This is a genomic window from Fictibacillus sp. Mic-4 (assembly GCF_049843615.1).
GTDB lineage: Bacteria > Bacillota > Bacilli > Bacillales > Fictibacillaceae > Fictibacillus_A > Fictibacillus_A gelatini.
In genome coordinates this window covers 81,371-102,937 of record NZ_JBBHZM010000006.1, presented here as the reverse complement: position 1 = coordinate 102,937, position 21,567 = coordinate 81,371, and the positions used below count along the sequence as shown (strand labels likewise).

22 protein-coding genes and 2 pseudogenes are annotated in these 21,567 nt (G+C 40.5%); 15 read left to right on the top strand and 9 right to left on the bottom strand.

Annotated elements, in window-relative coordinates:
* Positions 1-10: 10 nt before the first annotated feature.
* The 5 genes from WD019_RS06940 to WD019_RS06920 all read left to right on the top strand — a co-directional run bounded on the left by WD019_RS06940 (position 11) and on the right by WD019_RS06920 (position 2,577).
* Positions 11-223, top strand: a complete 213-nt coding sequence (locus tag WD019_RS06940; RefSeq protein WP_425711032.1) for a hypothetical protein — start codon at positions 11-13, stop codon at positions 221-223.
* A gap of 271 nt (positions 224-494) precedes the next feature.
* Positions 495-1,265, top strand: a complete 771-nt coding sequence (locus tag WD019_RS06935; RefSeq protein ID WP_425711031.1) for a metallophosphoesterase family protein — start codon at positions 495-497, stop codon at positions 1,263-1,265.
* 95 nt (positions 1,266-1,360) lie between these two features.
* On the top strand, positions 1,361-1,843 hold the full coding sequence (locus tag WD019_RS06930) for an MFS transporter (RefSeq protein WP_425711030.1): 483 nt from the start codon (positions 1,361-1,363) through the stop codon (positions 1,841-1,843).
* Between the two features lie 155 nt (positions 1,844-1,998).
* Positions 1,999-2,382, top strand: a complete 384-nt coding sequence (locus WD019_RS06925) for a VOC family protein (protein WP_425711029.1) — start codon at positions 1,999-2,001, stop codon at positions 2,380-2,382.
* 66 nt (positions 2,383-2,448) lie between these two features.
* Positions 2,449-2,577: a hypothetical protein gene (locus WD019_RS06920; RefSeq protein WP_425711028.1), complete on the top strand. Its 129-nt coding sequence runs from the start codon at positions 2,449-2,451 to the stop codon at positions 2,575-2,577.
* Positions 2,578-3,092: 515 nt separating this feature from the next.
* Here the strand turns inward: WD019_RS06920 and WD019_RS06915 are convergent.
* The 3 genes from WD019_RS06915 to WD019_RS06905 are packed head-to-tail and all read right to left on the bottom strand — an operon-like array spanning position 3,093 to position 9,145.
* Complete coding sequence (locus WD019_RS06915) at positions 3,093-6,437, bottom strand: DEAD/DEAH box helicase family protein (RefSeq protein ID WP_425711027.1); 3,345 nt, start codon at positions 6,435-6,437, stop codon at positions 3,093-3,095.
* A 40-nt stretch (positions 6,438-6,477) separates the two neighbouring features.
* A complete protein-coding gene (locus WD019_RS06910; protein ID WP_425711026.1) occupies positions 6,478-7,683 on the bottom strand; it encodes a restriction endonuclease subunit S in 1,206 nt (401 codons plus the stop codon).
* Positions 7,673-9,145, bottom strand: coding sequence for a type I restriction-modification system subunit M (locus WD019_RS06905; RefSeq protein ID WP_425711025.1), 1,473 nt, complete (start codon positions 9,143-9,145; stop codon positions 7,673-7,675). Before WD019_RS06905 ends, WD019_RS06910 begins: the two co-directional genes overlap by 11 nt.
* Before the next feature lie 250 nt (positions 9,146-9,395).
* Between WD019_RS06905 and WD019_RS06900 the strand changes: the two are divergent.
* The 7 genes and pseudogenes from WD019_RS06900 to WD019_RS06870 form a co-directional block, all read left to right on the top strand.
* Positions 9,396-9,983, top strand: a pseudogene (locus WD019_RS06900) (T7SS effector LXG polymorphic toxin); the annotation flags it as partial.
* A gap of 516 nt (positions 9,984-10,499) precedes the next feature.
* Positions 10,500-10,868 (top strand): annotated as a pseudogene (locus WD019_RS06895) (sugar-binding protein); the annotation flags it as partial.
* A 5-nt stretch (positions 10,869-10,873) separates the two neighbouring features.
* A complete protein-coding gene (locus WD019_RS06890; RefSeq protein WP_026679505.1) occupies positions 10,874-11,371 on the top strand; it encodes an SMI1/KNR4 family protein in 498 nt (165 codons plus the stop codon).
* 82 nt (positions 11,372-11,453) lie between these two features.
* Positions 11,454-12,494: a T7SS effector LXG polymorphic toxin gene (locus WD019_RS06885; RefSeq protein WP_425711050.1), complete on the top strand. Its 1,041-nt coding sequence runs from the start codon at positions 11,454-11,456 to the stop codon at positions 12,492-12,494.
* Positions 12,495-12,624: 130 nt separating this feature from the next.
* Positions 12,625-12,948: an HNH/ENDO VII family nuclease gene (locus tag WD019_RS06880; RefSeq protein ID WP_425711024.1), complete on the top strand. Its 324-nt coding sequence runs from the start codon at positions 12,625-12,627 to the stop codon at positions 12,946-12,948.
* A gap of 1 nt (position 12,949) precedes the next feature.
* Positions 12,950-13,378: an SMI1/KNR4 family protein gene (locus WD019_RS06875; protein ID WP_026679504.1), complete on the top strand. Its 429-nt coding sequence runs from the start codon at positions 12,950-12,952 to the stop codon at positions 13,376-13,378.
* Between the two features lie 247 nt (positions 13,379-13,625).
* Positions 13,626-14,177: a T7SS effector LXG polymorphic toxin gene (locus WD019_RS06870; protein ID WP_425711023.1), complete on the top strand. Its 552-nt coding sequence runs from the start codon at positions 13,626-13,628 to the stop codon at positions 14,175-14,177.
* A gap of 403 nt (positions 14,178-14,580) precedes the next feature.
* On the opposite strand, the gene WD019_RS06865 is transcribed toward WD019_RS06870, so the two are convergent.
* The 3 genes from WD019_RS06865 to WD019_RS06855 form a co-directional block, all read right to left on the bottom strand.
* A complete protein-coding gene (locus tag WD019_RS06865; protein WP_425711022.1) occupies positions 14,581-14,703 on the bottom strand; it encodes a hypothetical protein in 123 nt (40 codons plus the stop codon).
* A 145-nt stretch (positions 14,704-14,848) separates the two neighbouring features.
* On the bottom strand, positions 14,849-15,133 hold the full coding sequence (locus tag WD019_RS06860) for a carbonic anhydrase family protein (protein WP_425711021.1): 285 nt from the start codon (positions 15,131-15,133) through the stop codon (positions 14,849-14,851).
* Positions 15,134-15,765: 632 nt separating this feature from the next.
* Positions 15,766-15,945, bottom strand: coding sequence for a hypothetical protein (locus WD019_RS06855; RefSeq protein ID WP_425711020.1), 180 nt, complete (start codon positions 15,943-15,945; stop codon positions 15,766-15,768).
* Positions 15,946-16,124: 179 nt separating this feature from the next.
* Here WD019_RS06855 and WD019_RS06850 point away from each other — a divergent pair, with 179 nt between their 5' ends.
* Together WD019_RS06850 and WD019_RS06845 are read left to right on the top strand one after the other, a co-directional pair.
* On the top strand, positions 16,125-16,808 hold the full coding sequence (locus WD019_RS06850; protein ID WP_425711019.1) for a hypothetical protein: 684 nt from the start codon (positions 16,125-16,127) through the stop codon (positions 16,806-16,808).
* Between the two features lie 45 nt (positions 16,809-16,853).
* Complete coding sequence (locus WD019_RS06845; RefSeq protein ID WP_425711018.1) at positions 16,854-17,384, top strand: GNAT family N-acetyltransferase; 531 nt, start codon at positions 16,854-16,856, stop codon at positions 17,382-17,384.
* 139 nt (positions 17,385-17,523) lie between these two features.
* Here the strand turns inward: WD019_RS06845 and WD019_RS06840 are convergent, their stop codons facing one another.
* From WD019_RS06840 to WD019_RS06830, 3 genes are read right to left on the bottom strand one after another with little or no spacing between them, the layout of a single operon-like run.
* Positions 17,524-18,306 carry an ABC transporter permease gene (locus WD019_RS06840; protein WP_425711049.1) on the bottom strand — a complete coding sequence of 261 codons (783 nt, stop codon included), beginning with the start codon at positions 18,304-18,306 and terminating at the stop codon, positions 17,524-17,526.
* A 6-nt stretch (positions 18,307-18,312) separates the two neighbouring features.
* Positions 18,313-19,116, bottom strand: a complete 804-nt coding sequence (locus WD019_RS06835) for an ABC transporter permease (RefSeq protein ID WP_425711017.1) — start codon at positions 19,114-19,116, stop codon at positions 18,313-18,315.
* The gene (locus tag WD019_RS06830) at positions 19,113-20,090 is read right to left on the bottom strand and encodes an ABC transporter ATP-binding protein (protein ID WP_425711016.1); all 978 of its coding nucleotides are present in this window, start codon (positions 20,088-20,090) and stop codon (positions 19,113-19,115) included. The genes WD019_RS06835 and WD019_RS06830 overlap by 4 nt, the downstream gene beginning before the upstream one ends.
* Positions 20,091-20,674: 584 nt before the next feature.
* Here WD019_RS06830 and WD019_RS06825 point away from each other — a divergent pair.
* On the top strand, positions 20,675-21,385 hold the full coding sequence (locus WD019_RS06825; protein ID WP_425711015.1) for an SH3 domain-containing protein: 711 nt from the start codon (positions 20,675-20,677) through the stop codon (positions 21,383-21,385).
* Positions 21,386-21,567 lie beyond the last annotated feature (182 nt).

Genomic DNA, 21,567 nt, shown 5'->3' with positions numbered 1-21,567 from the left:
ATTCCGTCAATTGGATGTAGCCATTTATCCGATCTTTGAAGAAAGCGAGCCGCTTGAGGAAATGAACAGGCGCCCCCATATGTCCAAAAGAGGGGCGCTAACGTGGTTTTTCGGCAGGGGGGATGAACTGAATGTTTTATTGGTCGGTCTTGGGAAAGCAAAGACTTTCAGATCGACCGATTGCGTGAAGCCGCAGGGGGTGCCGGGCGGGCTGCTGAAATAGAAGGGTTTAAACGGCATCCGTTTCGTTCTCTTTGCTGGAAGGCTATATATTCAAAGAGGGAATCACACTGCCCGGGTGGAAGGCTGGTTACTCGGGACGGATTCTTTTGACGAGTATAAAAAAGAAGAAAAACGAAAAGACGGTACATAACATCTATATTACATGCGAGGCAAATAAGCTCTTACCGTTGGGCTAAGCCCTTCACGCGTATGTTAAAAATAGTTTGGATTTTCAGTAGCAGGGGCAATCAAATTCTGTGGGGGTTTTGAAGATGAAAATTGCAGCGCTTTACGATATTCATGGGAATTTGCCGGCATTGAACGCAGTGCTGGAGGAGCTCGAAGAAGTGCAGCCAGACATGATCGTCATCGGGGGCGATATCGTTTCGGGTCCCATGCCATCGGAAACATTGAAACGGCTTTCTGTACTGGGGAACAGAGCCCGCTTCATTCGCGGCAATGGGGACCGGGAGGCGGTCATGGCCTTTGACGGAAAGTCCATTCCTTATTTATCAGAAAAAGGGCTCAATAAGCAGCGCTGGGTCGCTGATCAGTTAATGCGGTCCGAGCGGGATTTCCTTGCCCGATTGCCGGAACAAGCGATCGTTCATACGGAAGGGTGGGGAGAGATCTTATTCTGTCATGCCACGCCAACAAGCGACATGGAGATTTTTACCCTATTGACATCAAAGGAACGGCTTGCCGCCATCTTCAATCATGTGGATCAACAGCTTGTTGTCTGCGGGCACACTCATCTTCAATTCAAGTTGCAAGTGGGGGGAGTGCACATTCTTAATGCCGGCAGTGTGGGAATGCCTTTCGCCGATCTCCCAGGCGCTTACTGGCTTTTGCTATACCCCGGAGGCTACGAGTTCCGACGGACAACATATGATGCAAAGGCTGCGGCAAAAGAGGTCGTGGCTGGCGGTGACCCCGATGCCAGGGAGTTTGTTAAAAACTACATTTATCAAACGCTGACGGTGAAGAAGGGGATGGAAATTTTAGAGATGGCGGCAAAGAATCAAGGACCGCAGGAAAGCTAATGTTGGTTGAATTTCCGGTCTGAAAGTATAAATTAAGATCCGGGATTGCTAAAAATAACTGTTAAATGATGAAACGTCTGGACGAAAACCAAAAAATGAGCATGACAAATAAACGCCCAATTTTGGGCGTTTACTTTATATCCGGATTGCTCATCATGTTCCTCGTCAGGCGCTTGTTCGAGGCATATGAATCGACCGCGCTCATCATAAAGGGGATGATTATAATGGCAATCGGCCTTTTGTTCAGTTGGATCATTCCGGGCAAATGGTGGCTGTTGTTTTGTGTCATTGTATTTACCGTCGGAGAAACGTTAGTTCTTCCCGCATCCGATATTAAGGTGTCCATTTACAGCAGGGGAAAGCCATCGGGAGCATATTTCGGGCTATCGAAAATGTCATTTGGCATTGGAGCGTCCGCCGGTAGTTTTTTCGGCCCGATCCTATTCGGGTTAGATGGCTGGGCCGGGTTTCCGTGGCTCGTGGTTTCACTAATGGGGGCATCCGGCTCGATATTGATGGCACATTTGAAAAGAAAAGAACGTCGCCGTCAGTACTATTCCGCAGCCAATCATAGCTAAATTTTAATATTATTGAATACTGACAGCCACAGAAATAATGGTTTTATTATTGGAAGTTTACTTTTCTATGAGGTTAAAATAAAGAAACAACAAGATAGTAGCTACTTCTTGAGAACCATGCCATGCTTGATTTGAATGTATAGGACGGAGTGTGAATGAATATGATTAAAAAGTTGGAACATACCGGCATTATGGTAAGTGACATGGACCGGTCGCTTGATTTCTATCAAAACGTGTTAGGTCTTAAGCTACGCCTGAGAGAGGCTTTAAATGATGAGGTGGAACTTGCCTTTTTGGCGTTTCCAGGGGAAGACGCTGTTGAAGTGGAATTAATTGGCGGAAGAGGAGTTGGCGAACAAGAAGGCAGAGTGAATCATCTTGCTTTTTCCGTAGACAATATCGAAGCCGAGCTAGAGAGGTTGGCAAGTTTCGGCGTGAAATTGGTTGACGAATCGCCGCGCAGCATTTTAAACGGTACGGTAAAAATCGCCTTCTTTGAAGGACCGGATGGAGAAAAGCTTGAGTTGGTTGAGAGATAGTTTTAAAGGGAGAGTTCAGAACGGAAGTCTCCCTTAAATATTAAACAGCGTAAAGGTGGTTGAAAAATGGAAGAGTCGAAGCTTTCAAGCAATAAAAAAGTGGTGGAGAATTATAAAATTAGTCAGATTCGCGCAGTCAGCGACCGTCTCGGACTCTTCCTGCAGCTAGGCTGGGATTGGCCAGAAGCCGACTAACCTTGAATGATTCGAAAGGCCATTTTCCATACTTAAGGAAAATGGCCTTTTTAAATGAAGATAGTGGTAACCCCTAAGTTAATTCTGCGAGCCCTGTTTTATATTTGAAAAATTCGTCTAAGAGAAAATAGCATACGGAAATGATGATAGAAAATAGAGTAAAGGACCACAGGATAAAAAAAGGAACGATCCCAAAAATCAGATGGAACAAAAATGCAAAGAAAAACCTTGCATCACCCCAGCTTTTTGTCATCCATTCTATGGCGATGGATACGGGAAAACCGTACAAAAAGATCCCAGGGCCTGTATAAATGGACACTATTAATAGATTAGAAAGAAAAGAGCTCTTTTCCCCTAAAAAAGTTTCCAAAGGACAAAGGAAAGAAATCACTAAACTTGAAAGTACGAAAATCATGACAGCCACTACAAATTTTCTTTTCAACATAATTCCAGCCTCTTATAGTTTCCGGCATTGATAGTAAGGGAGAACTCAGGAATGAATTCTCCCTTATATTTTAAGCTCCTTCCACTTCCTCCGAATTCCGGTTAATCCTGTCGATGACCCGGATGATCCCGCGGGCGTGGTCGATGTTGTCTCGAAATAGATCCGTTACACTACCAAGCGAACGGAACGGGTCTTCTTGCAATACTTTTTTTTCAAGCGTTCCGTTTTTGACCACATAATCAATGATGAGCTTAACGAAACGAAGCTGGTGAACGTTCAGTTTTTCTTCGTTAAGAAACTCCGAAAATGCTTCGTTGGCCGCATGAATATCCAATCCTACAATTTGTCTGACCAGCTTTGTGACCGGCGTGTCGCCGAATTCTTTTTTATACTCTTCTTCCGTCCCTAACTCGTTCCACAAGATTCTCTCAAGTGTTTCAACATCCTGCTTCGTTAACGGCTTATTGTGGCGAAGCTTATAAATCGCGAGTTGATCCTGGTGTTCTTTTAGGTATTGATTCACTTTTTTCCGGTAATTATGCAGATCATTTGAAGCATAAAAAGGAGTGCCATCTTCACTAATAATTGTAAAATTATCTTTAAAGTTCGTATAGTAATCCTTTTGGCTTTCCTTTTCTAAGAACTTCACAAGATCGCGAATGGCCTGGCGCACTTCTTCAAGCTCAAAAAGGTCTGCCTCTTCCCAGAATGTTTCGGATTGCACCTTTAACAAGATTTCCCGATGGGCGTCAACCGCCGGTATCGTACTTAGCTTACATAACTCTTCCGCTGTCCGGACGACACTGTTGATGGGTCTTGTTGCATTTTTTGCTGTCAGTTTAGCCAGTTCAATTGTATACATGAGACTGTCAAAGCGTTTGGCAAGTTCATCATCGGCAATTGAAAGAATTAATGGGGAAATATGTTCTTGAATTTCACTGACATTTGTAACGTTTAGTGCCTGCCAGTTCGCCCGGTTTTTATATTTATGGACATATTGTAAATGCATTCTTACCTGGAAGTTTTCATCATTAAGCTGGTTTATCTCTTCATACACACTATCAATTAATTCATTCCGATGGCGAATATACGGTTCTTCTTGAAAATGAATCGCTTGAAGTTCTTTAATGATATCCACTTTTAAATTAAAAATTCGTTCGGTTAACCCAATGGAGACTCTTCCTTCTATTCCTTTCTCATTCTGGCGGAAAAACTCGAAGTTTCGTAAGTAATCAAAGATAAGAAAATACGTTTTATCTTCGCCAATTCCGAAAAGATTCGGGCAAAGACGGGTGCCGCGTCCGATCATTTGCCAGAACTTTGACTTCGAACGGACTTTTTTGAAAAATACAAGGTTCACGACTTCAGGGATATCGACACCTGTATCTAACATATCGACCGATACGGCAATTTGCGGATATTTCGTCTTTGTTGAAAAATCATCGATAAGATTTTGGACATAATCAACGTTATAGTCAATTTGGCTTGCGAATTTCCCGTTATATTGCGGATACATATGATTAAACCGCTCGACAATTCGCTTGGCATGCTTTGAATTGTTAGCAAAAATAATCGTTTTTCCCAGTTTATCGCCGCCTTCGACTTTGATTCCTTTTTCCATCAGGTCATTTAACACATGGTCTATCGTGCTGTCGTTAAACAGCCATTGGTTGACGGCCGAATTGCTGATGATTTCGCCTTCTTCTTCATCAAATGTATCTTCATAATGCTCTTTTTCTTCATCGGACAATTCATCGTAACGAAGTCCATCATCTAAAATTTTGGAAGTCGATTCAATCGTCCGATAATCAACCAAAAATTTATCTTTAACGGCTTGTTCCAGCTCATATGCGTAAGTTGGAGCGCCGGTTTCTAGACCGAAGACATCATACGTATTTTTATCGATGTCATCTTTTGGCGTTGCCGTTAATCCTAGTAATATTCCATCAAAATAGTCAAAGATGGCCCGGTATTTTTTATAAATACTCCGATGGCTTTCGTCGACAATAATTAAATCAAAATGCCCGACGGTAAATAACCTGTTGCCGTCTTTCCGCTTCGTGTCATCAATGGCGTTCATCATCGTCGGATAGGTCGAAAAGACCATGCGCGCTAGTTCCGGGTTATCCTTATTATCTAGCAAATTGCATAGTGTCATGCTCGGAAGAAGGTTATTGAAATTTTTCTTTGCCTGAAGAACGAGCGCCTTTCGATCCGCTAGAAACAATACATTTTTCACCCAATTGTGGCGTACGAGCACATCAACGAGAGAAATGGCCGTCCTCGTTTTCCCGCTTCCAGTTGCCATGACGAGCAGCGCTTTTCGTTGCTTCCCTTGAAGAGCTTCACACACTGATAAAATGGCTTCTTTTTGATAGTACCGATTCGAAATATCATCATTAATTTCAATATCAACGAGTGGCCGTTTGATCATCCGGCGGTCAATGAGACGCTCGAGGTCGGCTTTTGTATAAAAGCCCGACACTTTTCGTTCCGGGTAGCTCTGGTCGTCCCAGAGACGAATATCAAATCCGTTCGTATAGAAAATGATCGGCCGCTGTCCGTGCATTTGTTCAATACAATCGGCATATAGTTTGGCCTGGTGTTTTCCTTTATTGGCGTCATACGATGTTTTCTTCGCCTCGACGACGGCGACCGGCTTGCCGTTGTCCCCGAGTAGCACATAATCGACAAAACCTATTGCCTGATGATTCGGCATGCCAGTCACTTCATATTCTTCAAGAACGTCTCTGCCAAATTCCCAACCTGCCAATTTCAATTCGATATCAATATAAATTTTTCGCGTATTGAATTCGGAAAGCTCGTCAACCTGGAAGTCATACTCTTGCGTATTTTCTTTCCGTTTTTCCGTTAATTGTTTCCGGAGCTGTTCATTTTCCCGCATTAAATCTTCTAATTTACGATCTTTCGAACTAAGCTTTTCGTATAACTCTTTATATTCTTCCGGCCGTTTTCGAGGTTCTTCTCCGGTCAGAAGAACCTCTTCCTTGAATTCGGATTCGGAATAATTTTCGGAGTAACAATAGTCAAGCCAGTCGATGAATTGGTGAAGGTTATGTAACGCGAGCACCGCTTCGTCTCTTGTGATGACCGAATTGGTATGAACGGCGACATTTCCCAGCTTAATAATGTATTTCAATAAAGGAAACAAGTCTTCATCAATAATCGACAAAAACGTCCGTTCGTGAATCAAGCTTGATAAATTGTCCTGATATGGCACCTTCAATTCGCTGTCTGACGCATACAGCCATTTCACCGCAAGCTCAAGCGCCCTCCGCGTCAAAATCGCACACGTAGCGGGGCTCACCTGAAGGCTTCTCTCCGCCTCCAGACAAGCATTTGCAAAACTATAAAATTGAGCTTTTTCCTGCAAGAACTCAAAGTTGCTGAACAAATCGATCCCCCCTGATGAAGTAGTTTTATAGACAATAAGGCTAATCGTTGAATAGTTCGCCTTTGAAGGCGCGGTGCATAAGGGAATTGAAGTTATTTTCGAGAATTAATAATCCTTTATTTAGTAAATCTTTTTGTTCCTCGATTTTTATAACTTTTTTTGAAAACTGTTCTTGTAATTCTATTGGCGGTACAATTACTCGTAATTTCAATAGATTTTTCTTCGAAATATTGGGCATTGATCCTGCACTACCCTCAGCCAATCCAGTTACCTTATGTCTAAAACTGTTATTATTCAATAACCTCCAAAGGAAAATAGGATGAATCTGATATTGAACAGATTTAAATACTAATCTAAAAATTGTATCCGGTATCATAAGATTAGTAGGTGTATTAAAAACATACGCACAGGCTCCTACTAACTCCTTTGTGTTTTTCCTGGTAATAAGAAGATCCCCCTTTTTAACTTCGTATTGTTCTTTAAATGGTGTGTCTACATAAAGTGCTTTATTTTCTGTAGGGAGATATACTCCTTTTGTTACAGCACTTAATTTTAGAACCCCTTTTTCTCCTTCTTTAGCAGGAAATGACTCACTCTTAGGACTCCAACCACTATCAATTTTCTTTAAAAAATCCTCGAGTGGTCTAACAACCCATTTTCTTCTATTTATAACCGGATCCCCAAACATCTCCAAAAACACACTTTGCGTGAGGGAGGATAATGCCGCTATTTGGTTCTTTCTTAAAAAAATTAGCTTTTGGGCTTTATTTAATAAGCTTACTATTTTTCTTTGTGTCTCTATATTTGAAAGTTTTAATTGGATATTAGCTATATCCGATAATCTTATGCTGGGATAAGATTCATCAATAATTAGCCGGCTAGGGTTAAACCACTGTAGAAAGTATTTTAAATATTCCGGTTCAACCTTTGTGCTATCAGGTGTAATAGAAGCTAAATGATTTACTATATATGTTTCTTCACTACATTGATAAACTCTGTTTTTCGTTGAACTCATACCACTTTTAGCAAATAAAATACTTCCCTTATCGACTTTCTTTAACTTTAGGCCATTTGCAATGGACTTACTTATTTTGGGTAGATTATTTAACGGGAACCCATTTATCAGTTTTTCTAAATGACCGGCTCGTATAAATGGTATGCCTTCATCAGAAAAATATTGATCCTTAGGGGCTGTACTTCCGGAACTAATTTGAGCTATTTCACTAATTGTGACCTTACTTTCCATTTATTAATTCCTCCAACTCCTTGATCCCTATAATAATTTGTTCCTCTATGCTTTTTATTTCTGCTATAATTTCTTCCGGCTTCTCGTACTCCACTTCCTCATACTCAATTTCTTTGTACTTATTAATCGACAGGTCATATCCATTTTCGCGAATTTCCTCGACCGGTACGAAGAAGGATTGTTCGGTCCGCTTTCGTTCTTTTTCGGCGTCCAGATTGCTAAATCTCGTTAAAATATCCGGGATGTCGTTGGCTTCAACCGGGTTTCGTTTGTCGTCCAATGAGTAGCCGTCTGCTTTCATATCGTAGAACCAGACGTTGTCTGTGCCGCCTGCGCCTGTTTTTGTAAAGATCATGATGGCCGTTGAAACTCCGGCATATGGTTTAAATACGCCCGATGGCATGGATATGATCGCTTCGAGTTTATGATTGTCCACAATTTCTTTTCGAATCGACTTATGTGCATTGGAGCTACCGAATAAAACACCGTCCGGAACGATGGAAGCGCAGCGTCCGCCTTTTTTGAGTAACCGAAGGAAAAGTGCTAAGAATAGTAGTTCCGTTTTCTTTGTTTTCGTCACTTTTAATAAATCATCAGACACGGATTCGTAATCCAAAGATCCTTTAAACGGCGGATTAGCGAGAACAAGTGTGTATTGTTCAGTATCTTTATTTTGTTCGGACAGGCTGTCACGATAAGTGATATTCGGGTTATCGACACCGTGAAGCATCATGTTCATCGCGCCAATTCTAAGCATCGTTCCGTCCATTTCAAATCCGTGGAACATGTTCTGGTTGAAATGCTCCTTCAAGCCCTGGATGAAAAACATATCGTGATGCGATTCTTTTAAATATTCACCTGAAGCGACAAGAAAACCTGCCGATCCTGCAGCCGGGTCAACAATGATATCCTCTGGCGTTGGCTTCATTAACCGAACCATCATATCGATAATGTGGCGGGGGGTTCGAAACTGACCGTTCGTTCCGGCGGTGGAAAGCTTCGATAATAAATATTCATAAAGGTCGCCAAGCGTATCTTTTTTCCCATCCGAATGACTTGCCGCGAATAGCCCGTTAATGCCGGCGACGACTCTAGCAAGTAATGAAGGCGTCGGAATGACAAAGATCGCATCCTTCATAAATTTGGCATAGGTCGACTGTTTCCCGCCTAACCCTTTAATAAAGGGAAAAACTTGTTCTGACACGACTTTATACATTTCATCCGGGCCCATATTCGAAAAAATGGACCAGCGTAACTCGGGTTGATCCTTCGGAAAAATCCCATCAAAAGGCAAGCCTAAAAGTTCCGCATCGGCTTCTTTTTTCTTTTCATTCTCATCAAGCGTTTTTATATAAAGAAGATAGGTAAATTGTTCAATAACGGTAAGCGGGTTTGTAATACCGCCCGTCCAGAATGTTTCCCACACTTTATCTACTTTGTTCTTCAATTCACCTGTAATCATTGATGCACCTCATTTTGATCAAATAAAAAACTGTTACCATATGACCAATTATACTACAAGGAATGTAAAATTACTTCCAAAAATATAGGTTGTGCATATTATCAACTTCCGCTTGAATAAATAGGTATATAGACCTGTTTTTCTCTCAATCTATTCACTATTAAAATGCATTTTCCTATAATAGGAAAAAGGATTAATGAGATAGCCGGATAATCAATTTGTAGACACCGGCCAAAGAAGGAGTGACTTCATGAAGGTATTGGATGCCCGGGCGTTGAACCAATCGATCAGTGACACCGAGAAATATTTGGAGTCGTTAAGCAGACAGATTCAACAGATAAAGAATGCGGTAAAAGGCATTATTTCTCTCGAAAACGCCCTTAAAGGAAAAGCAGGGCAGGCGATCCGTTCGTTCTATCAGGAATGCCACCTTTCGTTTTTGCTTTATTTTGAATCGTTCATTGAAGATTATAAAGCCGTTCTGCAATCGATGAAAAACCAGCTGAAAAATTTTGAGCCTGATCCAAACGGCTTTATTAGCGAAAGTTTTTTGGACCACGATGTAAGGGCCGGACTTCATAAAATAGAAACAACAACCATCGGGATCATCAGTGAAGCGAACGAAGCGATGAAAAAAGTCCGGGATATTATAGATCTGCCCGATCTAGATGAAACTCATTTGGTTGAAAGCATCAGACAAGCGAAACGATACAGCAATCATACAATTGAACAGCTTCATGCCTTTGATAAAGCGCAAACCGCCGCATTGGAAACGGTAGAACAAGACCTCGCCCTGATGGAAAACTACATCAACCAGATCAGCTCGGCAATCAAAAGCGGCGAAGTGAATGTTTCAAATTACTCGGTAAAACAAATCACATCGTACGAAACGTATAATGACTTGATAGGCGACCTTGCCCAAAAGACAAATCCATATGAAAATACGATTAGACGCCCGAATGCGGACGAACAATTAATCGCGGCTTCGTACATCGCACAATTGCAAAATAAAAACGTAACGAATGAAGAATTTGAAACGCTACAGGACCAAAAAATCGAAACGGTTCATGTCATTGACGAATATGCGGAATATGACGGTGATTACCACATCCTCGCCAATGGAATGATCGTAAGGGAATATAAAGACAAGAATTTTAATAAACAATATCAAATTGTCGATAAAGTACCAAAAAACCGGGCGGGAGGCGTCCGAGAATTAGATTCCCCATTTGAAGGCACTCCATTAGAAATCGCCGAGTATGCCGTCCCCGGAGGACTTATAAAAAAAGGCGTCACCAAACTCGGGAAAAAGGCGATTACGGGTATCGAAAAGAAAGTGGTGAAGGAGTATACTAAGGGTATAGATAAAACTGTTAAACCTAATGACGTAGTACCATATAGACCTAGTAATTCACCTTTAGAAAATCATCATGGTGTTATGGATGTATGGGCTAAACATAATGTTCCAAACTATGTAAGTAGAGGTGGGAACACCCCAACAGTAGCACTTACAAAAGAACAACATGCTGCTACAAAAGCTGTTTATAGAGAATGGTTATATGAAAAAACAGGTAAGAAGGTTGGGGGCAAAATTGATTGGCAATCAGTCTCTCCAAGGGAGATACAAGAACTTACAGAAAGAATGTTTGATGCTGCAAATGTTCCCAAATTAGCCAGACAAGAATATTATAATTCTTTTAATAAATATAATTATCGGGAGTGAAGCTAATGGAAAAGATAAAGCAGTTGCTTACACAAATAAACACCTTACCACATTGTCGTATCTTTGAGCCTTCTGGATTACCCATTATTGATGAAGAAAAGCATATTTTACCTAATGATTTAAAAGAGTTTTATAGTCTTTGTGGGGGATTAGTTCTATTTGAAAATGAGGAATATCCAATTTATATTGTATCTCCTGATAAATTTGTATTGGCAAATCCAATAATTGTAGGAGAATTATGTGAAGAAGATATTTCATCTAACTGGTATATTATTTGTAATGATGGAACGGATGAATATTTAACGATTGACCTCAATGAAGATAGACTAGGTAAATGCTACGATAGTTTTTTTGACCGACATGGGCTTGTAGGTGAGTCCCAGATTATAGCTACTTCGTTTACTGATTTACTTGAACGACTTATAAAAAATAAAGGGCAATATTGGTATTGGCTAAGAAGTGATTTTATCTCCCTAGGTGATGCATATGATGATATTGAATAACTAAATCATTTGTATAGAGAAAAAAGTTGACCTTGATTGGCTATAAGCCTTTCAAGGTTTTTTTCAATAAACAAGTGAACAGATTAAACAAACAAAGGATGCGGTGAAAGGAATTATTTCTCTCGAAGACGCTCTTAAAGGAAAAGCGGGACAGGCGATCCGTTCATTCTACCAGGAATGCCATCTGTCGTTTTTGCTTTATTTTGAATCGTTCATTGAAGATTATAAAGCCGTTCTGCAATCGATGAAAAACCAGCTGAAAAATTTTGAGCCTGATCCAAACGGCTTTATTAGCGAAAGTTTTTTGGACCACGATGTAAGGGCCGGACTTAATAAAATAGAGACAACAACCATCGGCATCCTCGATGAAGCGAAAAAGGTGATGAAAGAAGTCCGGGATATTGTTGATCTTCCTTTCCTTGATGAAACAGAAGTGGTGGAAAACATCTGGCGAGCAAAACGGCATGCGAAAACGACGATTGAACAGCTTCACGCCTTTGATAAAGCGCAAACCGCCGCGCTGGAAACGGTAGAACAAGACCTCGTCCTGATGGCAAACTACATCAACCAGATCGGCTCGGCAAATAAAAACGGCGAAGTGAATGTTTCAAATTACTCGGTAAAACAAATCACATCGTACGATACGTATAATGACTTGATAGGCGACCTTGCCCAGAAGACAAATCCATATGAAAATACGATTAGACGCCCGAATGCGGACGAACAATTAATCGCGGCTTCGTACATCGCGCAAAGTAAAACATTGACAAAAGAAGAAGTTGAATCGCTTGAGAATAAGCGGATGAAAACCATCCACGTCGCTGTCGAAAATAGTGAATATGATGGTGAGTACCACATTTACGCCGATGGGACAATCGTACGGGAATATCAAGATGAAAATTTCAACATAAGGTATAAAATAGTTGATGAAATACCGATAGTAGAGCCAGAAGGAGACGTTCGTTTTCTTGATTCACTATATGAAGGCACTCCTTTAGAATGGGCGGAGTATGCTGCTTTCCCTGCAACTCTTGTAAAAAAAGGAGTAACAAAACTGGGGAAAAAGGCGATTACGGGTATCGAAAAGAAAGTGATGAAAGGAGTATACTGGAGGTACGGGTAAAGAAACTTATCAACATCTAAAGGACTATAAGAATAATAAATATTTTACTCGGAGTGTAGTATATAATGCAGGTAAAGATGGAACAGGATTTACTTATAAAGTATATCAAAGAGGGGATATTAATTGGGATATGGTTCGAACAAAAGGTGCTAAAAAAGGGCGAGGGTTAACAAATGCTGAAGCATCTGCAAAATACGGACTTGCTCCAATCCTTGATGACGCAGGTAGTGTTGCAACATTGCATCATTCACAACAAAAAGGTGTTGGACCATTATATGAAGCTTCAACTAGGTACCATAATATCAGTAATGCTAAGAAAGCTCCGCTACATCCTTATAGAGGAAAGTTGAACCCATTTTATCCAATGGATGAGACAACTAGAGGAGCATTTCAAAAAGTAGACTCTATCAATTATTGGAAAATACGAGGAGAAGAAGCTTTAGGAGGAAAATAATATGAGTATTTTGCCTGAGAGACTAGATGAAATTCTTGGAGAAGAAATATATAAACGCGAGGATAGCAAACTAGTACAGGATGCTTTAAGAAGGCTAGGTGTAAACGCATCAGATACTTTTCAAGAATTTTATAACCATTATGAAGGGCCTTTTTGGGAAGAGAATGTACCCTTTGAATTACTAGATATAGCAAATGAAGAAAATAATATTGAATCATACACACTCATTTCTAGAAAAGAACATGGTTTTCCGAACGAGTATCTGGTTTTAAGCGAAATGTCAGCAAATGCTGTATTAGTGCTGGATACTGTAACGGATAAAGTTTATATAGTTAATTTTGAGGGTGGAGATGAACTGCTGTTAAAAGGAAAGTTAAAGGAAACTTGGTCATCGTTTTTTGATTTCTTAAAAGCATATTTTAATTGTTAGTCATGTTTCAATAAAACCTTGATTGGTCAAATGCCTTTCAAGGTTTTTTATTTTTAGAACTTTATTTTTAAAGACAATACTTTTGAAAAACTTATGATGGTTATACCATCAAGAGGTATCGTATTAATACTTAGTTTGTGAAAATAATAAAGATAAATTGGCGAGTTGATATTTACATTGAAAGGGATAGTTATGATGCGGAATGGCTGACAAACTAAAAGATTGACAAAGCTCGTGGCGATAAAAAATGGATAACGTGAAAGTGTTTACTAGTGCTCAAGTCCGGGATATTGTTGATCTTCCTTTCCTTGATGAAACAGAAGTGGTGGAAAACATCTGGCGAGCGAAACGACATGCGAAAACGACGATCGAACAGCTTTACGCTTTTGATCAAGCGCAAACCGCCGCATTGGAAACGGTAGAACAAGACCTCGCCCTGATGGCAAACTACATCAACCAGATCAGCTCGGCAATCAAAAACGGCGAAGTGAATGTTTCAAATTACTCGGTAAAACAAATCACATCGTACGATACGTATAATGACTTGATAGGCGACCTTGCCCAGAAGACAAATCCATATGAAAATACGATTAGACGCCCGGATGCAGACGAGCAATTAATCGCAGCATCGTACATCGCACAATTGCAAAATAAAAACGTAACGAATGAAGAATTTGAAACGCTACAGGACCAAAAAATTGAAACGGTTCATGTCATTGATGAATATGCGGAATATGACGGTGATTACCACATCCTCGCCAATGGAATGATCGTAAGGGAATATAAAGACAAGAATTAATAAAGATTAAAAAAGATTATACTTGTGTAATAGACAATTATGCTTTAGATGAATTTATCGATGAATGTTTAATTGAAACGGAAGAATTAAAAAAAATTATTTTATTTTGGCATAAAGAATACAAAACAATTATAGATGGTAATTAAACAAAGGCTCCAAATAAAAGGGTACTCGAATCAATCGCTTTTGCTAGAACAATATAAAAAAATGAAAATAAATTAGTAAACTAAAAGCAGCGCTTTTATCGATAAACCAGATGACCCCATCAATAAATTCAGTAATTGCCCTTTAATTTTCAGGTTCCAGGTTCTTGAATAAATCAGGCAATTCAACCGCCATGCGACTATGGGATTCAAAGATTTTCTGGTATTGTTTGTTAGTTTCAGTTTCTTCATTAAGTCAATTAATTTGTTAAAACTTCCCGTTTATTTAGTGGTTGGACAGGCCGGTGGTTATCCGGAAAGATGGAGCCGAATGCATCAAGTTGGTCTTTAGACATTCTATTGGCTGCTGTAAAACGATTCATTTCACCCCTTCTGAACAGGGGGAGTGGTTAGAGAACCGTTATAGTGGAACGATTTTTTTCTTTTGGCAATAGATTCGCCGGGTTAACAGGTGCTTCAAGCTTTATATCCTCTTTCGTTTTTTTCGCCGGGAGTTTCGACCAGATTTCAACCAGCTCCTTGTTTTCTTTTCCAGAACCCTGGTACGGCAAGGTTTCCTTTACTATTTTTGTGAACAAGATGCCCTTCCATGTCAAAGGACTGTCCATTAAGTTGGTTTTCGCCCGGTTTGTGGAAGTGCATTTGCATTCGTTTATATTTTTCGCTTTCAATTATTATAAAATTGCTGCCGGTTGCATCATTGGCTTGAACCGTATGCCCATTATTTATTATTGTAAACGTCGCGGGTTTATAGTTGGTTTTTAGTTTTTCCATTGTTTGATCCAGCTTCACTTTTTGAAAGTTCGATGTTAATTGGAGATTGCTCTATGCCATTTGCGCATTTCGAAAATGTGGAATCTAAGCTTGACCATTTATTGGGGCAGCGGTTTTCTTCATATGACCAATTTCTTTTTTGCCTCTGTCTTTTTTTTCTGGTGGCTGTGTCGTTGCTGGTGTAGAAGCGCGGGCGGTTACTACAAGTTGCCAGTGCCTCTTCTAGAAAAATAGTTTGAATTTCAGTAATCGAACATTCATATTTTAAGAACACCTCGTTAGATCTGTGAAATGAGGAAAATCGATCACGAATCGTTACATCATTTAAAATGATTTCGTTCTCGGACAATAAGTGCTCTTATTTAGACAATAAGTCATCCGGTTTAGACAATAACATCTTACTTTTGGACAATAAGCGAAAAAACCACTCATTTTATTGTCCGACACAGGCCATTTATTGTCCGATGGAATAGATTTATTGTCGGAAATCCACTGTTTATTGTCCAAATGCCATGAAAATAGCACCACACTAGAGAAATTTGATCCTGTTTTTTACTTTTATTTTTTTACAGGCGAAAATTGATTCTTGAAAATAAGAACTTTCTTAGCTGAAAGGGCACTAGCAATCTACATAAAAAGGCCGTTTCTGTTCATTTTTCTCTCCCTTTTCCCCTGAAGATCATGGCCAGGTTGACTTCAAGCCCGGAGTTACGTTTTATGACTTTACATTGATTTTCGCTTTCCTTGTTTGCGGCTTCAGTTAAACCAAATTGTAGCTGGAATCCTAGAATCAATAGAAGCAATAAAAGCACTAAAATTAGTTTTTTCACTTGATTGAGTCCCCTTTCTTTGTACGATTGTTTCATAATGAGCAACGTTGTTCCAAAAAATCGATTAGTAGGATAATAACATTATCGAAAAATACCTTCAAGCAACTATTGAACCGGTTCGCAAAAGTCTTTTATAGGTAAATGGAACTATTGAATTTTCTCTAAAAAGAAAGGAGGGAATGTCCGAAGAGAGGTCGAACGTTAAATTTACAAAAAATCATTTTATGAGGTGGATCATGACATTAGTCGGCTTATTGGGAACACTGCATACGGATGAAACAAGATCATGGGCCAATTATCCATTGAGTCTAATGCGGGAAAAAATTTTGGAATTTAAGCCTGAAATCATTTGTGGGGAAGTGCGGCCAGAAGACTGGAACGAATACCAAAAGAATAAAACATATTCAGGGTATTTAGGTCCGAGTGAATATAGGCAAACGATCATCCCTTTATGTGAAGAATACGGCATCCCATTTTGGCCGATCGATGATTTCTTAGATGAACATGTCAAATTGGACCATTTTGCTCCATATTCGAAGGAAGAACAAGAACGATTGTCTTCCGAATTAATGAATAGATATGAAGAGATATTTGAAAAGGCGAAACGTGATCCCATACCGTTCAACTCATATCAGCTCAATCAACTGATTGAAGAGAAACAAGAATGGCTGAGGAAAGTTAACCCCGAAGTCCAACAGATCGTTTGGGATGAGCGGAATAAAAAAATGATCGAGAATATTAGAAAGGTGATAGAAGAAAACGAAGGAAAGAGAATATTAGTCACTATCGGAGCGGAACATGGCTATGTTTTTTTAAAAGCACTCAAGGAGCTGGGATGGGAAGAGGTGTTTCCTATTGGCTGAAAACAATCTTTATGGTTAACTGGACGAGAAGGGAGAAGTTTAAAAATGGACATTACCATCAGGCAAGAGGTGCCCGAAGATTATAAAATGACGGAAGCTGTCGTGAAGAATGCATTTGCTAATATGGAGTTTAGCGACAAAAAAGAACATGAATTAGTGTCCCGGCTCCGGAAATCGGATGCATTTGTTCCTGAGTTGTCATTAGTTGCGATTTTAGGCGAAAAAATCATTGGCCACATTCTTTTATCAAAAATAAAAATTGTGAACGGCCATCACCCGGTAGAATCGCTCGCCCTTGCTCCTGTTTCCGTTCTGCCGGAGCACCAGCATAAAGGCATCGGCAAACGTTTAATTGCGGAAGCATTACAAAAAGCAAAAGAGCTTGGCTACTGTTCCGTTGTTGTACTGGGGCATCCGGGATATTATCCGAAATTTGGTTTCAAAAAAGCATCCTCATGGGGGATTAAAGCCCCTTTTGAAGTGCCGGACGAGGCATTTATGGCATTGGAATTGAGAGAAAATACGCTTGATCATGTCTCGGGTGTTGTCGAATATCCTGAAGCATTTTTTGAATAAAGAAGCTACTTAAGTTGCCATTTTTTCTTTTGTAAAATAGAAGAAACGGCTGTTCAGAACAGTGCAAAAGGATTTTAAAAGAAAGAAAAGGTTGATTCAAATCATGTTGGATCAACCTTTTTTATATCCTCAGGGGTGTTCAGGAGCCCGTCGAGCGGTAGTGTCTGACGCCGATTTGCCAGATTAAGAAACAGGGCAGAATAAAGGCGATCCCGGCTATCGGCGCAAGCATATAAAGGAAGGCGTTTCCGCCGCTTTTACCGAGAATGTAGAGCAGAGGCAAATAATTGACGGATCCAAAAGGGATGACAAATGTAAAGAAGCGGGTTACCCATTTCGGATATATCGAGAGCGGATATTGCGCCATCTCCCTGCCTCCATCCGTAAAAATGTTGGCCACTTCCAGTCCCTGGATCGTCCAAAAGCACATCGTGGCGGCAAGCATAAAGATTCCTGTAAAAATAAAAACGCCGCTTACAATCATTAAAATAAGAGTGATCGCTTTCATTACACTCCAATCGATGGAAAGATGGCGTAATGACCAGACGAGTACGATCACACTCTGGAGCATCCTTCCGAATCTCGTAAACTCGAACTTTGAGCCGAGCACTTGAATGATAGTGCTTCTAGGGCGTACGAGCAATCGGTCAAAATCGCCGCCTGCCACAAGAGAAGAGAAAGCATCAAATCCACGGGCAAAGCATTCGCTAATGGCAAATGCCATATGAATGACGGCAAAACAGAGCGCCACTTCGAAAAAATCCCATCCTTTAATTTGCCCAAACCGTTCAAACAGGAAATAGAGTCCTGCAAACATGGAGAACGGTATAAAGAACTGGCCGATCGTGAGCAGCCAAAACGATGCCCGGTACTGCATTTGCGATTTGAAAAGAATGAGAAGATATTTGAAATAAAGTCTCAGGTTCATTCAACCTCCTTGTACGACGACTCTTCTTAAAGCTTTATTTAGAGCCATTCGGCCCAGCCAAACGAGAACAATAAGCCAGATAAGCTGTATGAATAGGCCGACAAGCGCTTCATTCTGTGGAATATGGCCCGAGTAAACCCGGAACGGAAAATCAGCAGTATAGCGAAACGGAAGCAAGTTTGTCACCTTTTGCAGCCACGAGGGCATAAGAGGGATCGGAATGACCAACCCTGCGAAAAATTCTCCAATCACCCCGAACATGAGCAAAGATCCGACAGGCGACATCGTCATGAAAACAGAAATGTAAATAAACATCGAGATGGCGACTAAAAGAAGCAATCCTAACATCAACGCCGTAAGAAATAAAAGGAAGGCCGTAAACGATGGCGGCCATTTCATTCGATAAGGTTCCGGCAACAAAAAGGCGACAATAAGAATCGGGAAACAGCGGAGAAAAGCGCTCGATAGCCGCTGGGCAAGAAGCTTGGCATACCAAAAACCATAAATCCCGCATGGCCTGCAAAGCTCATAGGCGATATTCCCGGTTGTGATGAGGTTAAATAGCTCGTCATCCCGAAACCAGAGCATGATGAAAGCGAGAAACGCTTGCTGAAGCCAGATGTATGAGACTAATTCGTTTAAAGATATGGGCGGGTTATATAAGGCTTGTTGGTAAAAAGCTTGAAAGATAAGGAGATACATAAATCCCCAGAAAAATTGCGTCGCTACCCCCGCGAGAGCCGCTGCGCGATACTGCATGCCAGTAAGCAAACGGAGCTTCAACACAGAATAATACGCATTCATAGTTGGTACTCCTTATAGAGCTGAACGATCATTTCTTCAATCGGCGGCGACTCGATCGAGACATCGATAAGGTCAACGTGAAGGGACAGCTGGTTAATCACTTCAGAGATCATTACTTGCTCTGTATCGACGCTGAGGACCGCTCTTTCTGGCGACCATGAAAGAAACGAGCTGCCCGGGATATGAAATTGGTTTCGGTTTTCGCGATAATCGGCTGTTATCGTTTTATGGGTTGCAAACCGCTTTCGCAACGCTTCCAGTTTCCCATCGTACAACAGGCTTCCTTTGCCGATTAAAATGACCCTATCGGCCAATGCTTCGATATCAAACATGTCGTGTGTCGTCAGAATGATGGTGACGCCTTTTTCTTTATTGATCGTTTTAATAAATTGACGTACGGCAATTTTAGAAACGGCATCAAGCCCGATAGTCGGTTCATCCAAAAATAATAGTTTCGGGTTATGAAGGAGAGAGGCAGCAATTTCACAACGCATCCTCTGGCCAAGGCTTAATTGCCGTACGGGAGAATGGATCAGATGTTGCAAATCGAGTGTTTCAATGAGGAGATCCAATGTCTTTTTATATTCATGGTCCGGAACGTTATAAATATCGCGAAGAAGTTCAAATGAATCGATAACCGGCACGTCCCACCACAACTGGGAACGCTGGCCGAAGACGACGCCGATATGTTTCACATAGGAAACACGGTCTTTCCACGGAGTGTATCCCATAATGGTGCACGATCCCCGATCGGGAACCAATATGCCGCTCATCACCTTAATGGTTGTCGACTTGCCCGCGCCATTCGGGCCGATATATCCTACGATTTCCCCTGGACCAATGGTAAAAGAGATGTCTTTCAATGCTTCAATAATCGTATGCTCGCGGTAAAAGAGCGCTTTCATCGCTTGCCGTAAGCCGGTAGAACGTCTCGCAACTTTGAAGGATTTGCTTAAACTCTCTACAGTAATCAACCGCTTCCCCTCCTAACATTTTTGAGTCGAGAAGAGAAATATTACCATCAACTATGCAAGGTGTCAATGACTTTTTTGGAAAGTGTTGCAAGGGTCACTTGAGCATTATCCGAAGAGTTGAAAGTAGAAGAAGACAAATGATGTCTATGCTCCCCCGGGCGAAATGGACGTCTATAGGACAAAATTGGAGTTCCCGAGCCGAAAAGTGTCCAAAAGAAAGGCTCTATAAGACAAAAATGGAGTCCATGGGCTAAAAAATGTCCAAAAGAAAGACTCTATAAGACAAAAATGGAGTCCATGAGCCAAAAAGTGTCCAATAGAAAGTCTCTATAGGACAAAAATGGAATCCACTGGCAGAAAAGTGTCCAAAAGAAAGGCCCTATAGGACAAAAATGGAGTCCTCAGCATGAAAGATTGTCCTTTAGAACGGATCTTTTGTAAGAAGATTGGCTTTTTAACAAGGATTCCTTAATAAAAAAGAGAAAGTAATACATCAATAAGGGCGCATATAATTATCAATGTCATTATTTGAAGCCGGAAGAAGGGAGAAAAGGGAGTTTAAAAAATAATGGGAGGGATCGTGTATGCCAGTGAAAAGAAGCTTTTTAGTAACAGCATTGAAAATCTTTACGCTTGCAGTATTGACGTTTGCCACCATTCAATTAAGCGGATTAAAAGTAAAAGCTTCAACAACGAAAACAGCCGTTGTCGATGCGACAAGCCTTAATGTTAGGAAAGGACCGGGAACGTCTTATAAGAAAATTGGATCCTTAAAAGATAAAACAAAAGTTACTGTCTATTTGATCACGAAAAACAACTGGGCGAAAATAAAGTACAGTCAATCAACTGCTTTTGTCAGCAACGAGTTTCTCCGATACTATCAAACGATGTCCCGTTCCAATGCCAAAAAGATCGTCAGCAAGCCAGTTAAGCTGCTGCGAACGCTTCCCGACCGTTCCACCAGAAAAAAAATCCACTTGTATTTCGGCTCCAGCTTTACGAGCAGTTACATTGACAAAATTATCAAGTATGATATGGAGCCAAACGGCAAAGATAAATACGGAAATACGTTGTACAGCTATATCGGAACCGATGCGCCTTACTATTACTTTTTTGATTTTGATTGGAACGCCGACTACTCCCCGAAAAAGCCAACAGTAACATATTTCGTGAAAAATAACACGGAATACTTATATATTAAGCAATACATTACGAGTGAATTAGCTGAATATACGCAACACCTTTATTTGTACAAGACAAAAGACAACTGGAAAGTATATAAATGCACCTATTAGGAGAGTGGTTGAGGCTCTCCTTTTTTATCATTTTTTAGCAAAGAGCTTACTTATTTGTAATCATATTGGGATTCAGCCGAACGATCCTCTCATGTATCATGATTTTTCGGTACCGCATGCTTATTCGCCGGCTTGACCGATTTATTCCTCTAATAAAGGAGTTATTCATCTAATCAAAAGAC